At 58.9% G+C, this 18,708-nt stretch carries 10 protein-coding genes, 1 other RNA gene and 2 pseudogenes; 8 read left to right on the top strand and 5 right to left on the bottom strand.

Going from position 1 to position 18,708, the window contains the following annotated elements; translation table 11 throughout:
• A partial coding sequence (locus H7A12_14900) for a conjugal transfer protein TraG N-terminal domain-containing protein (GenBank protein ID MCP5322085.1) occupies nucleotides 1-1,231 on the top strand: 1,231 nt, incomplete at its 5' end.
• Between the two features lie 11 nt (nucleotides 1,232-1,242).
• On the opposite strand, the gene H7A12_14895 is transcribed toward H7A12_14900, so the two are convergent.
• Nucleotides 1,243-1,446, bottom strand: coding sequence for a hypothetical protein (locus tag H7A12_14895; protein MCP5322084.1), 204 nt, complete (start codon nucleotides 1,444-1,446; stop codon nucleotides 1,243-1,245).
• A gap of 315 nt (nucleotides 1,447-1,761) precedes the next feature.
• Here H7A12_14895 and H7A12_14890 point away from each other — a divergent pair, with 315 nt between their 5' ends.
• The 5 genes and pseudogenes from H7A12_14890 (at nucleotide 1,762) to H7A12_14870 (ending at nucleotide 11,236) form a co-directional block, all read left to right on the top strand.
• Nucleotides 1,762-1,977: a helix-turn-helix domain-containing protein gene (locus H7A12_14890; GenBank protein MCP5322083.1), complete on the top strand. Its 216-nt coding sequence runs from the start codon at nucleotides 1,762-1,764 to the stop codon at nucleotides 1,975-1,977.
• Nucleotides 1,978-2,107: 130 nt separating this feature from the next.
• Nucleotides 2,108-5,417, top strand: a pseudogene (locus H7A12_14885) (DEAD/DEAH box helicase family protein).
• A pseudogene (locus H7A12_14880) lies at nucleotides 5,387-6,044 on the top strand (DUF4391 domain-containing protein). The pseudogenes H7A12_14885 and H7A12_14880 overlap by 31 nt, the downstream one beginning before the upstream one ends.
• A 672-nt stretch (nucleotides 6,045-6,716) precedes the next feature.
• Entirely contained in the window at nucleotides 6,717-7,013 is a 297-nt protein-coding gene (locus H7A12_14875; protein ID MCP5322082.1) for a hypothetical protein, read from the top strand.
• A 1,127-nt stretch (nucleotides 7,014-8,140) separates the two neighbouring features.
• Complete coding sequence (locus H7A12_14870) at nucleotides 8,141-11,236, top strand: DEAD/DEAH box helicase family protein (protein ID MCP5322081.1); 3,096 nt, start codon at nucleotides 8,141-8,143, stop codon at nucleotides 11,234-11,236.
• Between the two features lie 168 nt (nucleotides 11,237-11,404).
• On the opposite strand, the gene H7A12_14865 is transcribed toward H7A12_14870, so the two are convergent.
• Both H7A12_14865 and H7A12_14860 read right to left on the bottom strand, forming a co-directional pair.
• Nucleotides 11,405-11,872, bottom strand: coding sequence for a hypothetical protein (locus H7A12_14865; protein ID MCP5322080.1), 468 nt, complete (start codon nucleotides 11,870-11,872; stop codon nucleotides 11,405-11,407).
• Nucleotides 11,873-11,880: 8 nt separating this feature from the next.
• A complete protein-coding gene (locus H7A12_14860) occupies nucleotides 11,881-12,297 on the bottom strand; it encodes a hypothetical protein (protein ID MCP5322079.1) in 417 nt (138 codons plus the stop codon).
• A gap of 4,307 nt (nucleotides 12,298-16,604) precedes the next feature.
• Between H7A12_14860 and H7A12_14855 the strand changes: the two genes are divergently transcribed.
• The gene (locus H7A12_14855; GenBank protein ID MCP5322078.1) at nucleotides 16,605-16,964 is read left to right on the top strand and encodes a site-specific recombinase resolvase; all 360 of its coding nucleotides are present in this window, start codon (nucleotides 16,605-16,607) and stop codon (nucleotides 16,962-16,964) included.
• The gene (locus H7A12_14850; GenBank protein ID MCP5322077.1) at nucleotides 16,961-17,440 is read left to right on the top strand and encodes a LacI family transcriptional regulator; all 480 of its coding nucleotides are present in this window, start codon (nucleotides 16,961-16,963) and stop codon (nucleotides 17,438-17,440) included. Before H7A12_14855 ends, H7A12_14850 begins: the two co-directional genes overlap by 4 nt.
• 305 nt (nucleotides 17,441-17,745) lie before the next feature.
• On the opposite strand, the gene ssrA is transcribed toward H7A12_14850, so the two are convergent.
• Nucleotides 17,746-18,122: a transfer-messenger RNA gene (gene ssrA, locus H7A12_14845) on the bottom strand.
• Between the two features lie 85 nt (nucleotides 18,123-18,207).
• The gene (gene smpB / locus H7A12_14840) at nucleotides 18,208-18,684 is read right to left on the bottom strand and encodes an SsrA-binding protein SmpB (protein MCP5322076.1); all 477 of its coding nucleotides are present in this window, start codon (nucleotides 18,682-18,684) and stop codon (nucleotides 18,208-18,210) included.
• Nucleotides 18,685-18,708: the final 24 nt, after the last annotated feature.

Here is an 18,708-nt window from a genome sequence, read left to right as displayed (position 1 = left end):
ACCCCAGAGTACCTACGGGGCGGCTGGTTTCAACGGCTCGCCCGCCACCGTGAACATTCCGGTCTGGTGGTACGCCGTGTTGGCCATGAGCTCCGGATTCAACCATGCCGTGGTCGAAGGCCTGCCCGCCGCGAGTGATATGCGCACCTATGAACAACAGGCGCGGCTCGCCACCATTGCCGATCCCCGGCTGCGGCAGGAAACGAGCGACTTCTTCAGCGAGTGCTACGTGGCCGCGCGCTCCAAGTACCAGGCGGAACGGCCCGCGACCGCCGCGGTGGCCGGAATCCTGGCGACCTATGGCGAAGACGATCCAGATTGGATGGGCTCGCACGTCTACCGGGACACCGCCGGCTACTACGACATCCTGCGTCCGTCGAAACAGATCCCGGGTTGGGCCTACAACCCGGCGCGCGATACCGAGTACGACCCTGCATCGCCGCCGACCTGGGGCAAGCCCACGTGCAAGGAGTGGTGGGAGAACGGCGCCCAGGGTCTGCGCGAGAAACTGATCGACGAGGCGGACGCGACCTCGGCGGGGTTCTCGGGCCTGGTCGTCGCGGTGGCACCGATCCTGGCCAGCGAACAGCAGGAAGACGCCGTCGTTCGCACTGTGCTCAACAACGCGCCACCGTCCTGGTCCAGCAATGAGCTCGTCGCTGGCAACACGGCCAACACCGGCTGGCTCGCCACGGCGGAGAACATCGCCAAGGGCGGCCTCGCCACGGGTGGCGTGCTCATCGCCTCAGGGCTTTTCTCCGTGACGATGACCGCGGTACTGCAGGCGCTGCCGATGGTCCAGGCGCTGATGCTGCTCGGCATCTACGCGCTGCTACCGATGATCGTCGTCCTGTCCCGCTATTCGCTGTCGATGATGGTGGTCGGCGCCATGGCGATCTTCACGGTCAAGTTCTGGAGCGTGCTCTGGTACCTGGCAATGTGGGTGGATCAGAACCTGATCCTGTCCATGTATCCGGACGTGAACGTGTTCCTGCAGATATTCGCGAACCCCGGCGAGCACGACGCCAAGCGCATGCTGCTGAACATGATCACGACCAGCCTCTACCTCGGGCTGCCGCTGCTCTGGAGCGGGATGATGGCTTGGGCGGGAGTCAATGTGGGGCGCGCCATCAATAACGCCACGGCACCGCTTGCGCGGCCCGCGGATGACGCGGGTCGTCAGGGAGGCGCGATAGGGAAGGCTGCCGTGAGCAAGGGCATCCGTCGCTAGCAACGGCTCGGCTAATCCTCGTCGTACCAGCCGTACGGATCGTTGCCGGCGTCGAGGCGTCCGGTGCGGTGGTTGTACTCACCGATCACGTCTGTGTCATGAAGTTGGCGATCATCGTCGCGAGGATCCCCTGCCAGAGCAGCACTAAAGACCGAGAGCAGGCCGCGCGCCAGATCTCGTACTAGCGTGGTCACAGTCTCGATCTTGCCGGTCACCAATCTTCCGTCTCAAGACGTCTAGTTTAAGACTCTTAATTCTAGTCCCCCATCGGTCCCGGGATGTTCCTCGGGCCGATGCCTGTCATCACGAGACTCACGACCAAAAGGCGTTCCAGGCGGACATCTCGTCCAGGCGGTTGTCTCTCGTAGCCGCAGTGCTGCCGTACCCTGAACCGACTTTTGGTCATTATAGCCGTATATTGTTGTGTTTCGCCTACAGTGCTATGTTTCGAGGTGCACCTGTACGCTTAGTTTGCGGAGGATCGCCGGAATCCTGAGATTCAGTGCGCATGCCGCCACGAGGGAAGCTTGATGACAAATGAACCCTGGGTCTCGGTTGATGACTTGGCCAGACACCTCGGCGTAGCCAAGGACTCCGTCTATCGATGGATCGACCACAAGGGGTTGCCGGCTCACAAGATCGGACGACTGTGGAAGTTCAAGCTGTCCGAGGTCGATGACTGGGTGCGGGACGGCGGAGCTTCAGGCGACGAGCCACCGGAACACGGTAGGGGTCGGCGCAGATGAGTCTCGGGCTTCGGGTATTCGTCTGGCTGCTAGAATTCGGAATCTGCTTCGAGACTGCCGTCGTTAGCGTTTCATGCTCTACGAATCCGGAACGCGAAGCCACTTTTCCATTTGAACCGAGGTGTTATCGATGAAGCTAATCGATAACACCTCGCATCTACTGGGGGATGATCTGAAGGTCGCCATCGGCCGCGGTACACGTCTGCGGATCGCTGCGTCCTGCTTCTCGATTTACGCATTCGAGGCACTCAAGTCGGAGCTATCGAAGATCGACAGCCTGCAGTTCGTCTTCACGGCTCCAACATTCGTGCCAAACGAGGTGACCGATCGCCTCCGCAAGGAGCGGAGAGAGTTCTTCATACCCAAGGCAAAACGAGAAAGCGGCCTCTACGGTACTGAGTTCGAGATCCAGCTGCGCAACCAGCTCACTCAACGCGCCGTTGCACGGGAGTGCGCAGACTGGATCCGGAAGAAGGCCAGGTTTCGTTCGAACACGACCAAAGCGCCAATGCAGCAATTCATGCATGTCGCCGGGGCGGACAGCGAAATCGCCTACATGCCGATTAGCGGATTCACAGCAGTCGATCTCGGCTACCAGAAGGGCGATGCCGTCTCCAACTTTGTAACTCGTTTCGATGATCCGGCGCACGCGAATATGTATCTCCAGCTGTTCGATCAGATCTGGTCGGACCCGGAGAAAGCAACGGACGTCACGGCCGCGATTTGCGAGCATATCGAGTCCGTTTATCAGGAGAATTCGCCCGAGCGCATCTACTTCATGACGCTCTACAACATCTTCCACGACTTCCTCGATGAGGTCGATGAAGACGTCCTACCAAACGACCGCACTGGGTATCGCGAAAGCGCCGTCTGGAACAAGCTCTACAATTTCCAGAGGGATGCTGCCAACGGCATTATCAACAAGCTCGAGACGTACAACGGCTGCATTCTCGCCGACTCAGTCGGTCTCGGAAAGACGTTCACCGCCTTGGCGGTGATCAAATACTATGAGCTGCGGAACCGTTCCGTTCTCGTCCTCTGCCCCAAGAAGCTCGCGGACAACTGGCGGAACTACAACACAAATCTAACCACCAACATTTTTGCCAAAGACCGGTTCAACTACGACGTCCTCTGCCACACGGACCTGTCACGAACCTCCGGCGATTCCTTCGGCATTCCCCTCAATCGAGTGAACTGGGGCAACTACGACCTGGTCGTTATCGACGAGTCTCACAACTTCCGAAACAACGACGTCTACAAGGATCGGGAGACCCGCTACCAGAAGCTAATGAACAAGGTCATCCGCGCTGGCGTGAAGACCAAAGTCCTGATGCTTTCTGCGACCCCGGTAAACAATAGGTTCACCGACCTTCGCAATCAGCTAGCGCTTGCGTACGAAGGGCAATCCGAGGCGCTCAGCAAGAACCTGAAGGCGCAGGCAAGCATCGAAGAGATCTTCCGACGGGCGCAAAAGGCGTTCAATGAATGGACCTCTTTGCCGGCGGAGGAGCGGACAGCCGCCTCGATCCTGAAGGCGCTCGACTTCGATTTCTTCGAGCTTCTCGACGCGGTGACGATCGCCCGGTCACGAAGGCATATCGAGACGTTTTACGATACGAGGACATCGGCGAGTTCCCCAGCGGCGTAAGCCGCTCTCGTTCCATCGCCCGATCACCGAGCGATCCGATGTGATGGGCTTCAACGACATCTTCACGCAGCTTTCGGTCCTTAAGCTCGCGGTCTACGCCCCGATCAGCTACATACTTCCTAGCCGATTGCGAAAGTATGAGGAGATTTACGACACGCAGGTCGAGGGCGGACGCGGCAAGCTTAGGCAGGCCGATCGGGAGCGCAGCCTTCAGGCGCTGATGACTACCAACCTGCTGAAGCGTCTCGAAAGCTCGGTCGCGGCTTTTCGTCTCACACTTCGGTCTCTCAGTGCCAACATCTCGCGAACGCTCAGTGCCATCAACGAATTCGAGAAGACCGGGCGCAGCGAGAGCGTCAGTGACTACCTGGCGGAAACGAGCGACTTTGACCCGGAGGACGATGACCTCTCCGGCCTCGACGAATTCACAGTCGGAAAGAAGATCCAGATCAGCCTCGCTGACATGGACCTGCCGTCTTGGAAGTACGACCTCGCTGCCGACCTCGTCCTGATCGAGGACCTAATCGCCTCGATGGAAAAGGTCAAGCCGGCCGACGACGCCAAGCTTCAGCACTTGCTCACCCTCATCAAGCAGAAAGTCGACGAACCGCTGAATCCTGGAAACCGCAAGGCACTGGTCTTCACCGCCTTCGCGGACACCGCCAACTACCTCTTCGACAACCTGGCGCCATTCGCACAGCAGCTCGGGTTGCATGTCGGCAAGGTCACCGGGTCGGATGCGCCCAAGACCACGCTCAAGAAGTCCTACGACTTCCAGAGCATCCTGACCCTGTTTTCCCCGCGGTCAAAGGAGAAGGCCGTCGTCCTGCCGCACGATCCCGGCGAGCTGGACATCCTCATCGGCACGGACTGCATCTCCGAGGGCCAGAATCTCCAGGACTGCGACTTCCTGATTAACTACGACATCCACTGGAACCCTGTCCGCATCATCCAACGGTTCGGCCGGATCGACCGGATCGGTTCGCTCAACGGCCAGATCCAGCTGGTCAACTACTGGCCCGACATCACCCTCGACGAATACATCAACCTCAAGGAGCGCGTTGAAAATAGGATGGTGATTGCGGACGTCGCCGCCACCGGCGATGACAACGTGCTCACTGCCAAATCCAGCGACATCGCCTACCGCAAGGAACAGCTCAAGCGTCTCCAGGACGAGGTCATCGAGCTCGAGGACGTGAAAGCCGGCATCTCGATCACCGATCTCGGGTTGAACGACTTCCGGATGGACCTGCTCAACTTTGTCAAGCAGCATGGCGAGCTCGACAACGTGCCCTTCGGCATGCACGCCGTCGTCCCCGCGCAGCCGGAGCTGGGGCTTCAGCCCGGCGTCATCTTCGCGCTGAAGAACATCCACGACAGCGTGAACGTCAACCAGCAGAACCGGCTGCACCCCTTCTACCTGGTCTACATCGACGACGACGGCCAGATCGTCGCCGACCACACCGAGGTCAAGCGCCTGCTCGACCTGATCCGATCCAGCTGCAAGGGGCGGATCGAGCCGATCCGTGACGTCTGCCGCATCTTTAACGAGCGCACCGAGGACGGGCGCAAGATGGGCCGCTATTCCGACCTGCTCTCCAGCGCGATCCGCTCCATGATCGAGGTGAAGGAAGAGAAAGACATCGACAGTCTGTTCAGCGGCGGGCGGACCACGGCGCTGACGCACACCATTAAGGGGCTGGACGACTTCGAGTTGATCGCCTTCCTGGTCATCGAAGGGGGCGTCCATGACCCTCATGGCTGGCCCCGCCACCGCCTTCCGGGCGTGTGATCCAGAATAAGATCTACGAACACGCCGGCGCGAACACGGCGTTGAAGGACCTTTTCGTGCGCGAGGTTGATCAGATCGTCTGGTCCCACAAGTTGGCCCCCGAGACGGTCAATCTGGCAGCAACGAAGCAGGTCGCGGAAATACAGGTATTCCGGATCAGCGCGCGCACCCGGACGCTGGTGCGCAAGTGCTGCCGGCTATCGACAAAGGCCATTCCCTTCCCGTTGATCGGAGGTTGCCCATGGGGGCGCGCGAGACTGGCTGCGGCCTGAAGCGGCCGAGCAGGGCCGACAGCGCCCGCTGGGTGGTAGGCGACTATTTCGGGGACTAGCAACCCGAGGAAGCACCGCCTCCGCTTCCTGTGGCGCTGAACATAGGGGCCCTGTACGAGGGCTGCTCGAGCCGCTGGTCGTAGGGCAGACGGCCCGGCTGATCCCAGGGTGAACGACGGCGCAGCCTGAAGTCACCAGGCCAAGTGGAGCGTCCGTCTCGCTGGAAGAGCGCATCGCGCAGCCGAGGCAATCAGGCTGCAGGCACGGAGGTCGAGCGCATCAAGGCGCGGCTGGGGCGCGAAGCAGTTCAATAAGCGCGTGGCGATCAATGCCGGAACTACGTGCAGCCAAGCGAAATGGGCGGCTGACGTCAGGAAGCCCCGCGCCGCCGATACAGATTATTGAGGAAGAGCATGGACAAACTGAAGATCACGCCGACCTGAGCACGGACAACATCGAAGATCCGCGAAGTTTTCCCCGGCTGCGTGACGGAGAGCACGGGATGAGGCGACAGGGCAGTGCGTCTGGCGGTGGACTTCGACCAGCTGCGTCAGGGTTGAGTGACCACACCGTAGAAGGGCCACAGGAGCGGTATCGGCTCGACTGGCCGGGCAAGCGCGAGCGTTGGCGACCGCACCGATATCGAGCACATGCGCCCGCACGAGAGAGAGCGTAGACTTCGGTTCCACCAAGAACCTGTTCATTGAAGGCGACAAACTGAAACGCTGAAGTTGCACGAAACCTATCTCCGGGCAAGTCCGGGTGATTTATATCGACCCTCCGTACCAATACTGGGAAGGACTTATACCGAGACAACTTTACTGTAGAAAAGAGCAGTACGAAATTGAATCCGGCGAAAGATCCGCGAGGCGGTCGTCTGGTAACAACCCGGACACGCAGGCGATACCACTCCAGACTGGATGTCGATGATGTATGCGCGGCTGACCGTCGCCAAGCGGCTATTGAAGGATGAAGGGGTCATCCTTGTCAGCATCGACGACTATGACAGGCTGCGCTCCGCAAGCTCATGGATCAGGTGTTCGGTGAAACGAATTTCATTGCGCAACTGGTTTGGGAGAAAGCCGAAAGAACGACGAAATTCTTTTCGGTAGGTCATGAATACATGCTGGTCTTTGCGAAAAACCTCACGCGGTTGCGGGAAAAGCAGGAAATCTGGCGGGAGGAGAAGCCTGGTGCACGCGATATCTGGGCAGAATTCGTCAGGTTGAGGGGGATCCATGGCGATGATTTCAAGGCCATCGAGCCGACCTTTCAATGGTATTCCGACTTGCCGAAGAACGTCCCAAAGAAGTGGGCGCGATGAAGCGCGTCGACCAGAATGGCCCATGGCGAGACCGCGACATTTCTTGGCCCGGCGGCGACGGCCGCGATACGATGATCCATCCTGATACCGGTCTTCCTGCGGTTCCCGGGGCGGGTTGATATGTTCAAACCCAAGAATGCAGAGGCAGATCAACTTGGTCTGGTCGAATTCCGCGAGGACCATGCAACCGCCGTTCAGGGCCCATATTCAGCCGATCCCCGAGGAAGCCGATAGCAATCAGGTCTGACTCAAACGACATCGACGACGACGGTGATAATGAAACGGATTTCGGACGCAGGTCGAGATCCGTACTTCTAAGCAGTCTCAGGTTTCCGTGAAGTATCTGCGCGACTAATGGGGGCGAAGGTCTTCACGACCCGAAGGACCATGATGAGCTGGCGAAGCTCATCCAGTATGTATTTCCGAATGACCGTTCCGCCCTCGTGATGGACTTCTTTGGGTCAGCCAGTACTGCCGGCTGTCTTCCGCGCAAGATACCACCTATTTGACAATCACCATTTTGTCATGGTCCAACTCCCGAGTTTGGGAGGCGGAGGCTTCGACGGCAGGAACTGCAAAAGAAGACGGTGCAGGCAGCGATCAAGCTCATGAAGGAAAACGGGCGGCCGTTGGTTCTTTCCGAGGTCGCAAAGAACGGTAGAGGAGCGGCTGGGCCGCCGTCATTGCTGAAACTTACGCGATCCGGGTTGGAACCGATGTCAGTTCGGGTGCTCAAGGTGGACACCTCGAACATGAAGGACGTCTACTACCGCCGGACAGCTGACGGTCGATCTGCTCGACATGGTCGACAACGTAAGGAGGCCGCACGGCCGAGGACTTGCTGTTCCAGGTGCTGGTCGACTGGGGGGTGGACCTGACGCTGCCCATCTGCCGCGAGACGGTGCAGGGCAAGACCGTCTTCTTCGTCGACGACAACGCCCTTGTCGCCTGCTTCGACGCAGCGGCATCACCGAGGATCTTAGCCAGAAGGATCTGGCGGGTCGCGAGCCCCTGCGCGCCGTCTTTCGCGACAACGGCTTCGTCTCGGACGCGGTCAAGATCAATGTTGAACAGATCTTCCGCCAGCTTTCACCCAGCACCGACGTTAAGTCGATCTGAGGCCGGCCATGAAGCTTAAGTTCAAGGTCCAGCCCTATCAGACCAATGCCGTTAACGACGTTGTGGACTGCTTTGCCGGCCAGCCTATGACCTCTGGCCTAACCTACCGTATCGATCCAGGCCGCAAAGCGCAGGCGAGCGCATTTGAGGAAGGCTTCAAGAACTCCGACCTCGCGCTGACCGACGTACAGATCCTGGAGAACGTCCAGAAGGTCCAACTGCGGCAGAACCTGCCTAGCTCGCAGTCGCTGATGGACTTCACGACCTTCAATAACCGTGGTGAACGCGTGCCTGTCACTGCGACCTACACGCGCGACGCACTTGCTGCGACCCGCGTTCACCTTGACGTGGAGATGGAGACCGGCACCGGAAAAACCTACTGCTACATCAAGACCATCTTCGAGATGAACAAGCGGTATGGCTGGTCGAAGTTCATCATTATGGTGCCGTCGATCGCGATCCGTGAAGGTGTCTACAAGTCGCTTCAGATCACAGCAGACCACTTCACCGAAAGCTACGGCAAGAAGGCCCGGTTCTTCATCTACAACTCCAAGCGCCTGCACGAGCTGGAGAGCTTCTCCTCGGACGCCGGTATAAACGTGATGGTGATCAACATCCAGGCGTTCAACGCGCGCGGGGCCGACAACCGACGCATCTACGAGGAGCTGGACGACTTTCAGTCGCGTAAGCCCATCGACGTGATCGCCTCGAACCGGCCAATCCTCATCCTGGACGAGCCGCAGAAGATGGAAGGCGCGGCGACCATGGAGGCGCTACCCAAGTTCAAGCCCCTGTTCATTCTGCGCTACTCGGCGACGCACCGGACTCAGCACAACCGCGTTCATCGGTTGGACGCACTGGACGCCTACAACCAGAAGTTGGTCAAGAAGATCTCCGTACGGGGCATCCAGACCCGCGGGCTGGCCGGCACCAATGCCTATCTCTACCTCGAAGGCATCGACATCTCAAAGAGGGCTCCCGTGGCCCGGATCGAGATGGAGGTGAAGCTGAAGTCGGGCGAGATCAAGCGACAACTTCGGCGGCTTGAGTTCCGTGACGACCTCTTCGTGGAGTCGGGCGATCTTGACCAGTACCGTGGCTTCACGATTAGCCAGATCGACGCCGTGAATGACACGGTCGAGTTCACGAATGGCGAAGTGCTTAAAGCTGGCGAGGCGACTGGCGATGTTTCTGAGCGCGATATTCGCCGCATCCAGATCCGCGAGACAATCAAGGCGCATCTGGACAAGGAAAAGCAGCTGTTCGCACAGGGCATCAAGGTCCTGTCGCTCTTCTTCATCGACGAGGTGGTGAAGTACCGGGACTACGATCAAGCCGACGAGAAAGGCGAGTACGCTCGTGTCTTCGAGGAAGAGTACGAAATGCTAAAGGCCGAATACCTCTCGGAGCTCGCGATTGATAATGAAGCGTACCGGAAGTATCTCGCGGAGATCGACCCGGCCAAGACACACAACGGCTATTTCTCGATCGACAAGAAGACGAACCGCCTCAAGGATCCGGCCGTTGGCGCCCGCTCGGTCGATTCCGACGACGTAGATGCCTACGATCTGATCCTCAAGGATAAGGAACGCCTCCTTTCCTTCGCCGAACCCACCCGTTTCATCTTCTCCCATTCGGCCCTGCGCGAGGGGTGGGACAACCCGAACGTCTTCGTCATGTGCATGTTGAAGCACAGCGATAACACCATTTCCCGACGCCAGGAAGTGGGTCGCGGCCTGCGGCTGAGCGTCGACCAGCACGGGGACAGGATGGACCACCCGGCGGTGGTGCACGACATCAACGTCCTGACCGTAGTGGCGAGCGAGAGCTACAAGGACTTCGTGGCCGGGCTGCAGAAGGAGATCGCGGAGACCCTCTCGTCGCGTCCTCGGCAGGCAACCGAAGAGTATTTCACGGGCAAGACACTCACGACCGACCAGGGCCCAGTGGAGGTGACTGCCGCCATGGCCAAGCAAATCTACCGCTACCTGGTGAAGAATGATTACACCGACGATGCGGATCAGATCGCGGACGTCTACCACGAGGCCAAGGCCAAGGGGAAACTGGCCGACTTGCCCGAAGACTTGAAGCCTCACGCGGAGCAGGTGTTCCAGCTTATCGACAGTGTCTTCAGCGACGCGCAACTGCCCAAGGTCGACGACGGGCGCAAGCCTAAGACCAATCCCCTCAATGCCAACTTCGCGAAGAAGGAATTCCAGGAGCTCTGGGGGCGGATCAATCGCAAGGCGGTCTATCGGGTGGAGTTCGACTCAGCGGAACTGATCCGCAAGTGTGTCAGTGCGCTGGACAAGGGGCTGCGTGTCACGCCGCTGCAGTACACAGTTCAGGTTGGCGTGCAAAACACCGGCTTGACTGATGACCAGCTTCGCAGAGGCGATGGATTTATGATCCAAGAAACGACGACAGAGCACGGGGACTCGATCCACTCCCTGGTTAAGTACGACCTCGTTGGTAAGGTGGCCGAGAACGCGCAACTGACCCGAGACACGGCGGCGACCATCTTGAGCCAGGTCGCCGCCGCGGTTTTTGAGCAGTTCACGAAAAATCCCGAACACTTCATATCAGAAGCATCGCGCATCATCGCCGAACAGAAAGCTGTCATGGTGATCGAACGTCTTGCGTATGACGAAGTCGATGAGCGGTATGACGTTGATATCTTCACCGCGAACCAGACTGGACAGGATTTCTCTCGAGCCACGGCGAAGCTCAAGAATCACGTCTATGACTACGCGATCACGGATTCCGATATCGAAAGAGACTTCGTGAAGGAGCTGGATACAAGTAGCGAGGTGGTTGTCTACGCCAAGCTTCCGCGGGGCTTCCTGATCCCAACTCCGGTTGGAGACTACAACCCCGATTGGGCAATCTCCTTCAAAGCCGGCAGCGTGCGGCACATCTACTTCGTCGCCGAGACCAAGGGCACGATGTCCTCTATGAAGCTGCGTGAGATCGAGAAGACGAAGATTGAATGCGCCCGAAAGTTCTTCGATGAGATAAGCAAGCGAATCGCCAAGGATCGTGTGAAGTACGATGTGGTGACGGACTACGGCAAGTTGATGGACCTGGTCGGGCGCGCAGCCTGAGTGCACTTCTACAGTATTGAGCGTGACACTTTCGCCAGACTCTCTCACCGTTCGCATGGTGAGCTGCTCCGGAACTCGCGGAGGTTGGTCTAAAAGTCAGGCCTCTACGATATGAGCAATACGGTCACATCCGCAGATGTGCGCGAGTCGCACCATAGAGCGGCATTTCTATTTTCGACGCCTTTTGGAGGGCCATGGCAGATTGCCATCCAGTTCTTCCAAGAGAGGTTCGTCTTCGTCATCATGGTGAAGCTGATGCGGCGGTTCGAGGCTTTGATCGAACCAGATGAGCGAGAGGCACTGGTCCCACTCCCGTAAGAGGATCGCTTCTTCGGCCACAATTGGACGATTGCGGATTCCGCCGTTGAACCACACATCCGATGCAAGTTCGTCATAGTCCTCGGTCTTGGATGGGTTCTGAGTGAGCCGATGCGCGACGCTTCCCTTCGGAAGCGGAATATTGAAGTCGATCCAGCCCTTTATCTCGTTCAGATACTTTGAACGGGAAACGTAGCGGACTTGTCCGGCCTCACTCAACACGAACGCGCAAGGTTCGTTCGCGTTGACAGCGAAGCGCGACCCTGTCGTCGTCAGTGACGCCTTGTATTTTTCCGCCAAATTCTTCACGGCAGCCATGGAAATATCTATGTCGCTGATATCTTTGCTGAAAAGCTCGTACGGCAGTAGACACTCCGCTGCGAACACGTCGCACAACATTTCCTCCGGAGGACGGCGACCGTAACGCAGCAGGGTGTCTGTCCGCAGCTTTGATCCATGATGTCGTGAGGGCAGTTCGAGAACGATATGCGCGATTTCATGGAGGCGGTGAACCGCTGGCGTTCCTCCCGGTGATTACCGTTGACGATGATGACATGTTTGCCTTTGAGCTGAGTTGCTTGGCCAGATTCATCATCGTTCAGATCATGGACGGTCTTGATCCTGGCGTTCGCAGCAATGGCGAAGGGCTCGAGATCGATTGGTACGGATGAAACGCCAATGTCCCGAATGAGCTTCCGGGCTTTCATGATGGCCTGGAATTCCAGGCGTTGAAAATCGCTCATTCAGACCTCTTCGTCGTCGAAGAGCGCGGCTAGACGGTCGATGTGTCTGCGCCAGTCGTCTTCGACTCCGGACGCTTTCCCCGAAAACTCATCTGATAAGACGGCTCAAGAAGGTCGAGCGGACGCTCCTCGTCTTCAATGAAGACATCAATGAGTTGTTCGTTCATCGATTTGCCGACAAGCAGCCTGAGAAGGCGTGCGCGCCGGGGTGTGAGCTTCAAGTTCCGGACAAACGAATCAATGACCTGGTCGGACGGAGCCGTCTTTTCGTCCTTTTCCAGACGGTGAATAGGCGTGTGCGATCTGACAGAGCTTGCCCAGCTCCGCAGGTATCAGATCGCGCTCTTCCGGAATCTCTTCCAAGGCATACCGAATGACATCAGTGTCCTCTTGACGGGGTTTCAAACTGCCTATACCGTGTTGTCTGAACTGGACAACAGACAGTATATATCGAGGAATATAGCGAATTCAGTGTCCTACCGCCATTTAGTGTCCCGTCGTCTGCGCAGGCATACACCGCGATGACCGGCGCTCTTTAAAAACGCAATTCGGAATCTGCCGTCGTAGGCGGGCTCTGAGTGTCAGGCAGGAGGCTGAAAGGCTGCCGAAGTATGACTGATGAGGACAGAAACAGCGCTGCCCGAACGCTGCATCCTGTGCATAGACAGGGCGGAATCCTCGGTACGTTTCCAACCGCCTTTCTGGCTGGTCGCGAACAGCACCGCAAGTAGCCAGCCAGGTGGGTCGTACCGACCTGATAGGGCAGCACTTCCACGGGCAGCATCATCGCCATTGGCCTAGCAATGGGGCTGCGCGCCTCGGACCTTCGATCTCTACGAAAAGCGGGGTCGGAGTTTTCGACCGGGGCGCGGACGGGTCACAGATTTCATTATGGACAGTTGCGGCCGGTCGTCAGCTCGTCATGAACAAACCCCACGATTCCGGGCCACTGCGCACCGCCACGGAGAAACACTCGGCGACAAGCGGATCGGCGATGCGGCCACAGCCTCCTTATCCCTGCATGGAATCCAGTGGCGCGGTCTGTCTACATCTACAAGACCGCACATCATCGCGCCTTCACAACGACACAGATCTTCGCTGTCGATGCGGCGTTGGACAGCAGCGGCGCCGACTTACTTTTCGGCAGCACGTCACGCAACACGCTGTTGGGCTGACGGACGGCGGCACGTGGCGAATAACCCACAGCCTTGGCTGTTGTCGAGGCGATCACGATGCTGGGCTGGCGGGCGAATCCCTCCCGTCCTTAGTCTCGGCTGCTCGGAAGAGACTTACACAATCCGGAAGGGGCCGCATCGGAACACTCGGTTCCAAAGTCATCAAGCTGTTTATGGACGGGCAGTCGCACAGCCCGAGGAATCATAGCTGCTCACCGGCCACGAGCATGAACGGGCGGCCATACATCGCATCAACCACACAGTCCCCACTAGCGCCTACAAGATGGATGGCACGCGTGTATTTCAGGACCTCAAGGGGTTGGGCTGTTCCTTCGCACGCGATCGGCAACCGGTTCTCGATCCCGTGTTCTTCATATTCAGCAGCCGGCAGGGGCATTCGTCGGTTTATGTGCTGGATCAGGAGCCGGAGAAGGCATCAACAGGGGGTGCCCATATGACTATCGATGTCGGAAGTATTCTGCGTTTCTCCGAACGATCGCGCGCGAGATTGACATCCCGCCCAGCAAGTATCAGGACGCCGTGGAGAATCAGGCCGTGGGGCGCTGGCTCGAAGACGGGAGTATCCGATTACCACGGCAGGCCCAGTATATGCGTGCAAGGATCGTTTCGGCTGGAACCGTCACGCGCCCCATCCGTGACGGGATCGAGGCGAGCTACGATATTGACCTCGTCTGTGAGTTGGCGACCCAAAGGGCCGACTACACCGAGGGCCGTCAGGCGATGGTCGACCGTCTCCGGGAGCACGGACGTACCGGAAGCTTCTGATTCGAGGCCGGTGCTGGCGGACACTGGAATACGCCGAGCAGGATGGCGTGGGCTTCCATCTGGATGTTCTGCCTGCTGTCCCTGATACGGGGGCTTCTGGACACCGCGATCGCGATCACCGATAAGACAGCCAACACCTACGCTTGGTCGCCAGCAATCCCGTGGCTGGGAACTGGTTGACCGCAAGAACGCAACCGCCTTCCAACGCGTTGCCTTCAGCAGCAAAACCATCCAGCGCCGGGAATCGCTGGTCTATGCCAGTATCGACGAGGTTCCGGACCAGTTAGTCCGCACCGCTCCAACGTTCAATTCAGCTCATGAAGCGGCATCGTGACCTGCGCTCAATGATCATGACCGCATCGACTACGCGCCGATCTCGATTATCGTCACCACGCTCGCAGCGCATCTTTTCCGGCAACAGCCGGACGACTACTCAGCTCTGTCGGGGATTCATCGCCAAGCTCCGCATGCAGCACTCGTCGAGAGCGGGGCCGTTGAACCGACGGTGGCGGCGATGGGCTCATCCAGCGTCGCGCAGACGGCACGTGGTATATCGGAAACCCTGTCAGCGGATGAACTTCGCCGACCGCTGGCATGATAACCCGCACGTGCATGCGTTCTTTGCTGGTGGATGCCCTCCATAAGGACCTTGTCACATCCTCGGTGAGACAAATCCCCGCCTGCTCAAAAACAACTTGGCTGCGCTCTCTGGGGGCAGCAGCGGTAGCATACACTTGGATACTCTGCTGCCGCCGGAGCCCGTGGTCGACACACCGCCCCGCATTCACATCACCAGTCCGCCATAACCGGAAGCGGATTGACAGAGGGATGTGCAAAACAAGTTGCTGAGCTTGTCGCCGTCCACAAGGGGCTCGCGACGTCACCGATCGTGAAAATGAAACTGTGCTATCCGGCGCGTTACCTTTCAAGGCGTCTGCCGATGGACTCGAGACGATCAGGACTGCTTCGATATAGAGCGACGATCCCGAGCACTTCCCGACACGCTGCCGCGCGTTGGGGAGACGGGTGGCCGTATCGGCACCAACTATGACCACCGCAATCCGGACGGAACGCTCTGTCTGGCTGTTCCGGTCGAGCAGCATCGCGATCTTCTTCGATGAGCCGACGCTGGCCCGTTCGTTAACGGCTGGCGTTCATGTTTTATGGTTTCTGCTTTCGCGAAGCACGCCATCATCCCTTCGACGAACGCACGGCCATGAAGGGATCTTGCGTCACTACGTAAGATACGCTCGGTCTGGACGGCGATCTCGCGGCGCTCAGGTCATCTTTCTCTTTGAACACGGTTGTATCGTCATCACGATTGCCTGCGGGTAACGGACGGAAAGCCAGAGCGTGCACGGCCAGCGCTACTGGCGCTCCACAAGCTCATAGCCAACAGTCGCTTCGCACGGATTTCACCGCAATCGTCGAGACGTGCTTCGCAGAAATTTGAGAACGGTCGCTTTCTTTTCCACGTCGCTGCGCAGGCAATTTACCGTCTCCTGAAGAAGTTCCGGGACTAACTGTCTAAACGCGCGACCGGAATTGTTTATCCGCACCTCAGGCCCATCCGTCAAGGCCACCTCGCGGAGCCGGCGTCAAGCAGCACCGATCTCACGCCGATCGGCACAACGTTGGTATGAGCGGCGAGAACGGCTTAGAATAGGCTTGAATCAGGAGAAAAGGCGTTCGGGTGAGCGCGATCTGGACACTGTGCGCTTTGTAACTTATTGCAATACAAAGAAAACACCAGAAGGTTCAAATCCTCAGTCTCACAGGCGGAGCTGACTACAAACCGACAAGTTTCACCCTTTACCGTCCGCCTCCTTTTCGGGCGTTACGTTGCGGCTTCCCAGCTCCTCGGTTTCGAAGCTTGCCTTCCGCCGGAGCCTCAAATCGTCATTGCGGGCAGCCGCCGAGCTTTTGTCGAAGCTCTTGTCAGTGATCGGTCAGGCATCAACCGTCTCCTGCCGTATCAGATTCTAACGGTTGTGATGCTACTGATGGCGAAAATCGCTGCGGAGAACCGATTCAGCCAGCGTCGTGGTTTTAAGTTCCTGAGCGCTCAATGAAATCCGTCAATGCGGTGATGCCATCACTGCGCGTCACCGTCCCTTCACCGGAATCAAGGTAGTCCGCCCTCTGCATCATCCTGTCGCTCCTCGAAACTGGTCGCGCGGTCATGGCGCTGACCTTGTTCTGCTCGGTATGAGCTGCGCGCACGTTCGACAGCGTCGACGGACCCGGTGCTTCTTGCCGTCGACCTCGGTGATGGCCTCGTTGGTCGTCGAGGCGAGGGCGCGGCCGTGGACTGTATGCGTTTGTGGAAGCCCATCCACGGCGAAGATGGTGTTCTGGCTCGCCAGCAGCCTCGGGCGGCGGGGCGTCCAACGCGTGGCTGCCGACGACCGGCACATCCACGACGTGACACTGCTCGACGGTGTGGCACGGGCCTTCTACTGGCAGCACCTGCTGGACACCGGCGCGATGCAGAGCGGGTCGGCCATCGCCCGCGCCGAGAAGCTGCACCACTCGGTGGTCAACGAACTGCTGCGACTGACCCTGCTGGCCCCCGACATCATCGAGCAGTTCATGGCGGGCAAGCAGCCACGGCGGTTGACGCTGATGTGGTTTCAGCGAAACCGCCTGATGGTCGACTGGCACGCCCAGCGCCAGCTCATGGCCAGTTTTGAGGAAAATGTGTGAGCAAGAAGCATCGCGGCCACGCCAAGGGCGACCCAGTGACTTACCAGACGCCGCTGCCTGCTGGCGGCGTGCAGATGGAAACTTTCCTGCCCTGGACACTGGTGCGCCGGGGCCTGAAAAAGCAGGTCATCACGCCGCTGGACGCGCCGCAAGAATTCCTGGACGAGGCCCTCCGTGAGCGGCAGGTGCGCGAGATGGCGCAGGACACCCCCTTTATGCGGGCGCTCGGCCTCGCGCACCACTGGCAGCGCCTGCTGGACGAAGGACGGTTCAGCTCGATGACCGAGATCGCGGCGGCCGAAGGCATCGACCTCGGCCAAGCGAGCAAGATGAGCCGACTGGCGCAACTGGCCCCCGACCTGATCGATGCCATCGCCTTGGGACGCCTCGAGGTGGGTGTCAGCCAGTTGCTGCGCGGCAAGTTGTCGGCGTCCTGGCTGGCCCAACGTGAGGCGCTGGTGGCAGGCTGGCGCTGATACCCGTGCCGCGCCGACCCGCCGCCGCAAGGCGGTTTTTTTGCGCCATTCGCTGTCTCGGTCGCGCCCGCTAGAGCAAGCGAAGAAGCAAACCGATGGCCCGCAAACCCGCGCCAACACACGACTTCGAGCCTTGAATGCTCAAGAGGGCAGCAGAGAACAGAGAGAGGAAAAGGGCGAAAAGTCCGCCGGGAACGGCGACTTCCGGAGGGCCATGCTCAAGAGGACACGGCCGGAAACCGCGCCAACACAGGGGGAACGGGCAAAAAAAATCCCAACCGGATAAGGGTTGGGATTTCACATTATGGTGGAGGCGGCGGGAGTTGAACCCGCGTCCGTCAGTCCTCTGCCTTCTGCTCTACATGCTTAGTCAGGTCTATTTTCTTTAACCCTTCGCTGCCCGGCCGACAGGGCAATCGAAGTGGCGATCCCGGTGGGTTTTAACGCATCGGCCCCGGGCGAGCTTCAGCGCGATCCTGCGAGATATGACGCCTGAGTGCTCCGAAGAGCCCGGACGCGCAGGCGCGGCTCCGGTCAGACGGCACCCTACTGGGTATTAAGCAGCGAGTGCGTAGTTGTCGTCGTTGGCAACTATGGTTTGCAACTAAGGATTTACGAGACCAGTTGCCGTCTCGGCATGCACATCGGGTTTCGTAACCGGCGTCGAATCCAAAACGCCCCCGTAAACTCGTGTGTCGTCGAACGCGGGCAGCTTAGCACGTCGCGTCGGCTGAGTTGGACACCCGTTGCGATGAAAGTTCGCGTGTCTATTTGGCATGCCGGGACAGGCGCTGCTTCTGTAGCGCCCAGTCGCGGTCTTTTTCGGTTGCGCGCTTGTCGTGCTGCTTCTTGCCTTTGGCGAGCGCAATCTCGCACTTCACGAGGTGGCGTTTCCAGTACAGCGCCGTGCACACCGCGGTGTATCCCTCACGTTGCACTCCCGCGAACAGCTTCGAAAGTTCGCGCTGGTTCAGCAGCAGTTTCCTGGTGCGATCGGGGCTGGTAACGAAGTGGGTGCTCGCACTCGGCAGCGGTTCGATACGCGCGCCGAGCAGCCATGCCTCGCCGTCCTTCAGCAGCACGTAGCTGTCTACCAGTTGTGCGCGGCCGGCACGCAGGCTCTTCACTTCCCAGCCTTCGAGCACGATTCCGGCCTCGAAGCGCTCCTCGATGAAGTAGTCGAATCCGGCCTTGCGGTTGAGGGCAATCGTGGTGCTGCCCGTTCCCGCCTTCTTCCTGCTCATCGTTTGCCCAGGCACGCGTGAAGG

The sequence above is a fragment of the Pseudomonadales bacterium genome (assembly GCA_024234165.1).
Taxonomy (GTDB): domain Bacteria; phylum Pseudomonadota; class Gammaproteobacteria; order Pseudomonadales; family UBA5518; genus UBA5518.
The sequence above is the reverse complement of the archived record's forward strand: the minus strand, read 5'-3'. Positions and strand labels throughout refer to the sequence as shown.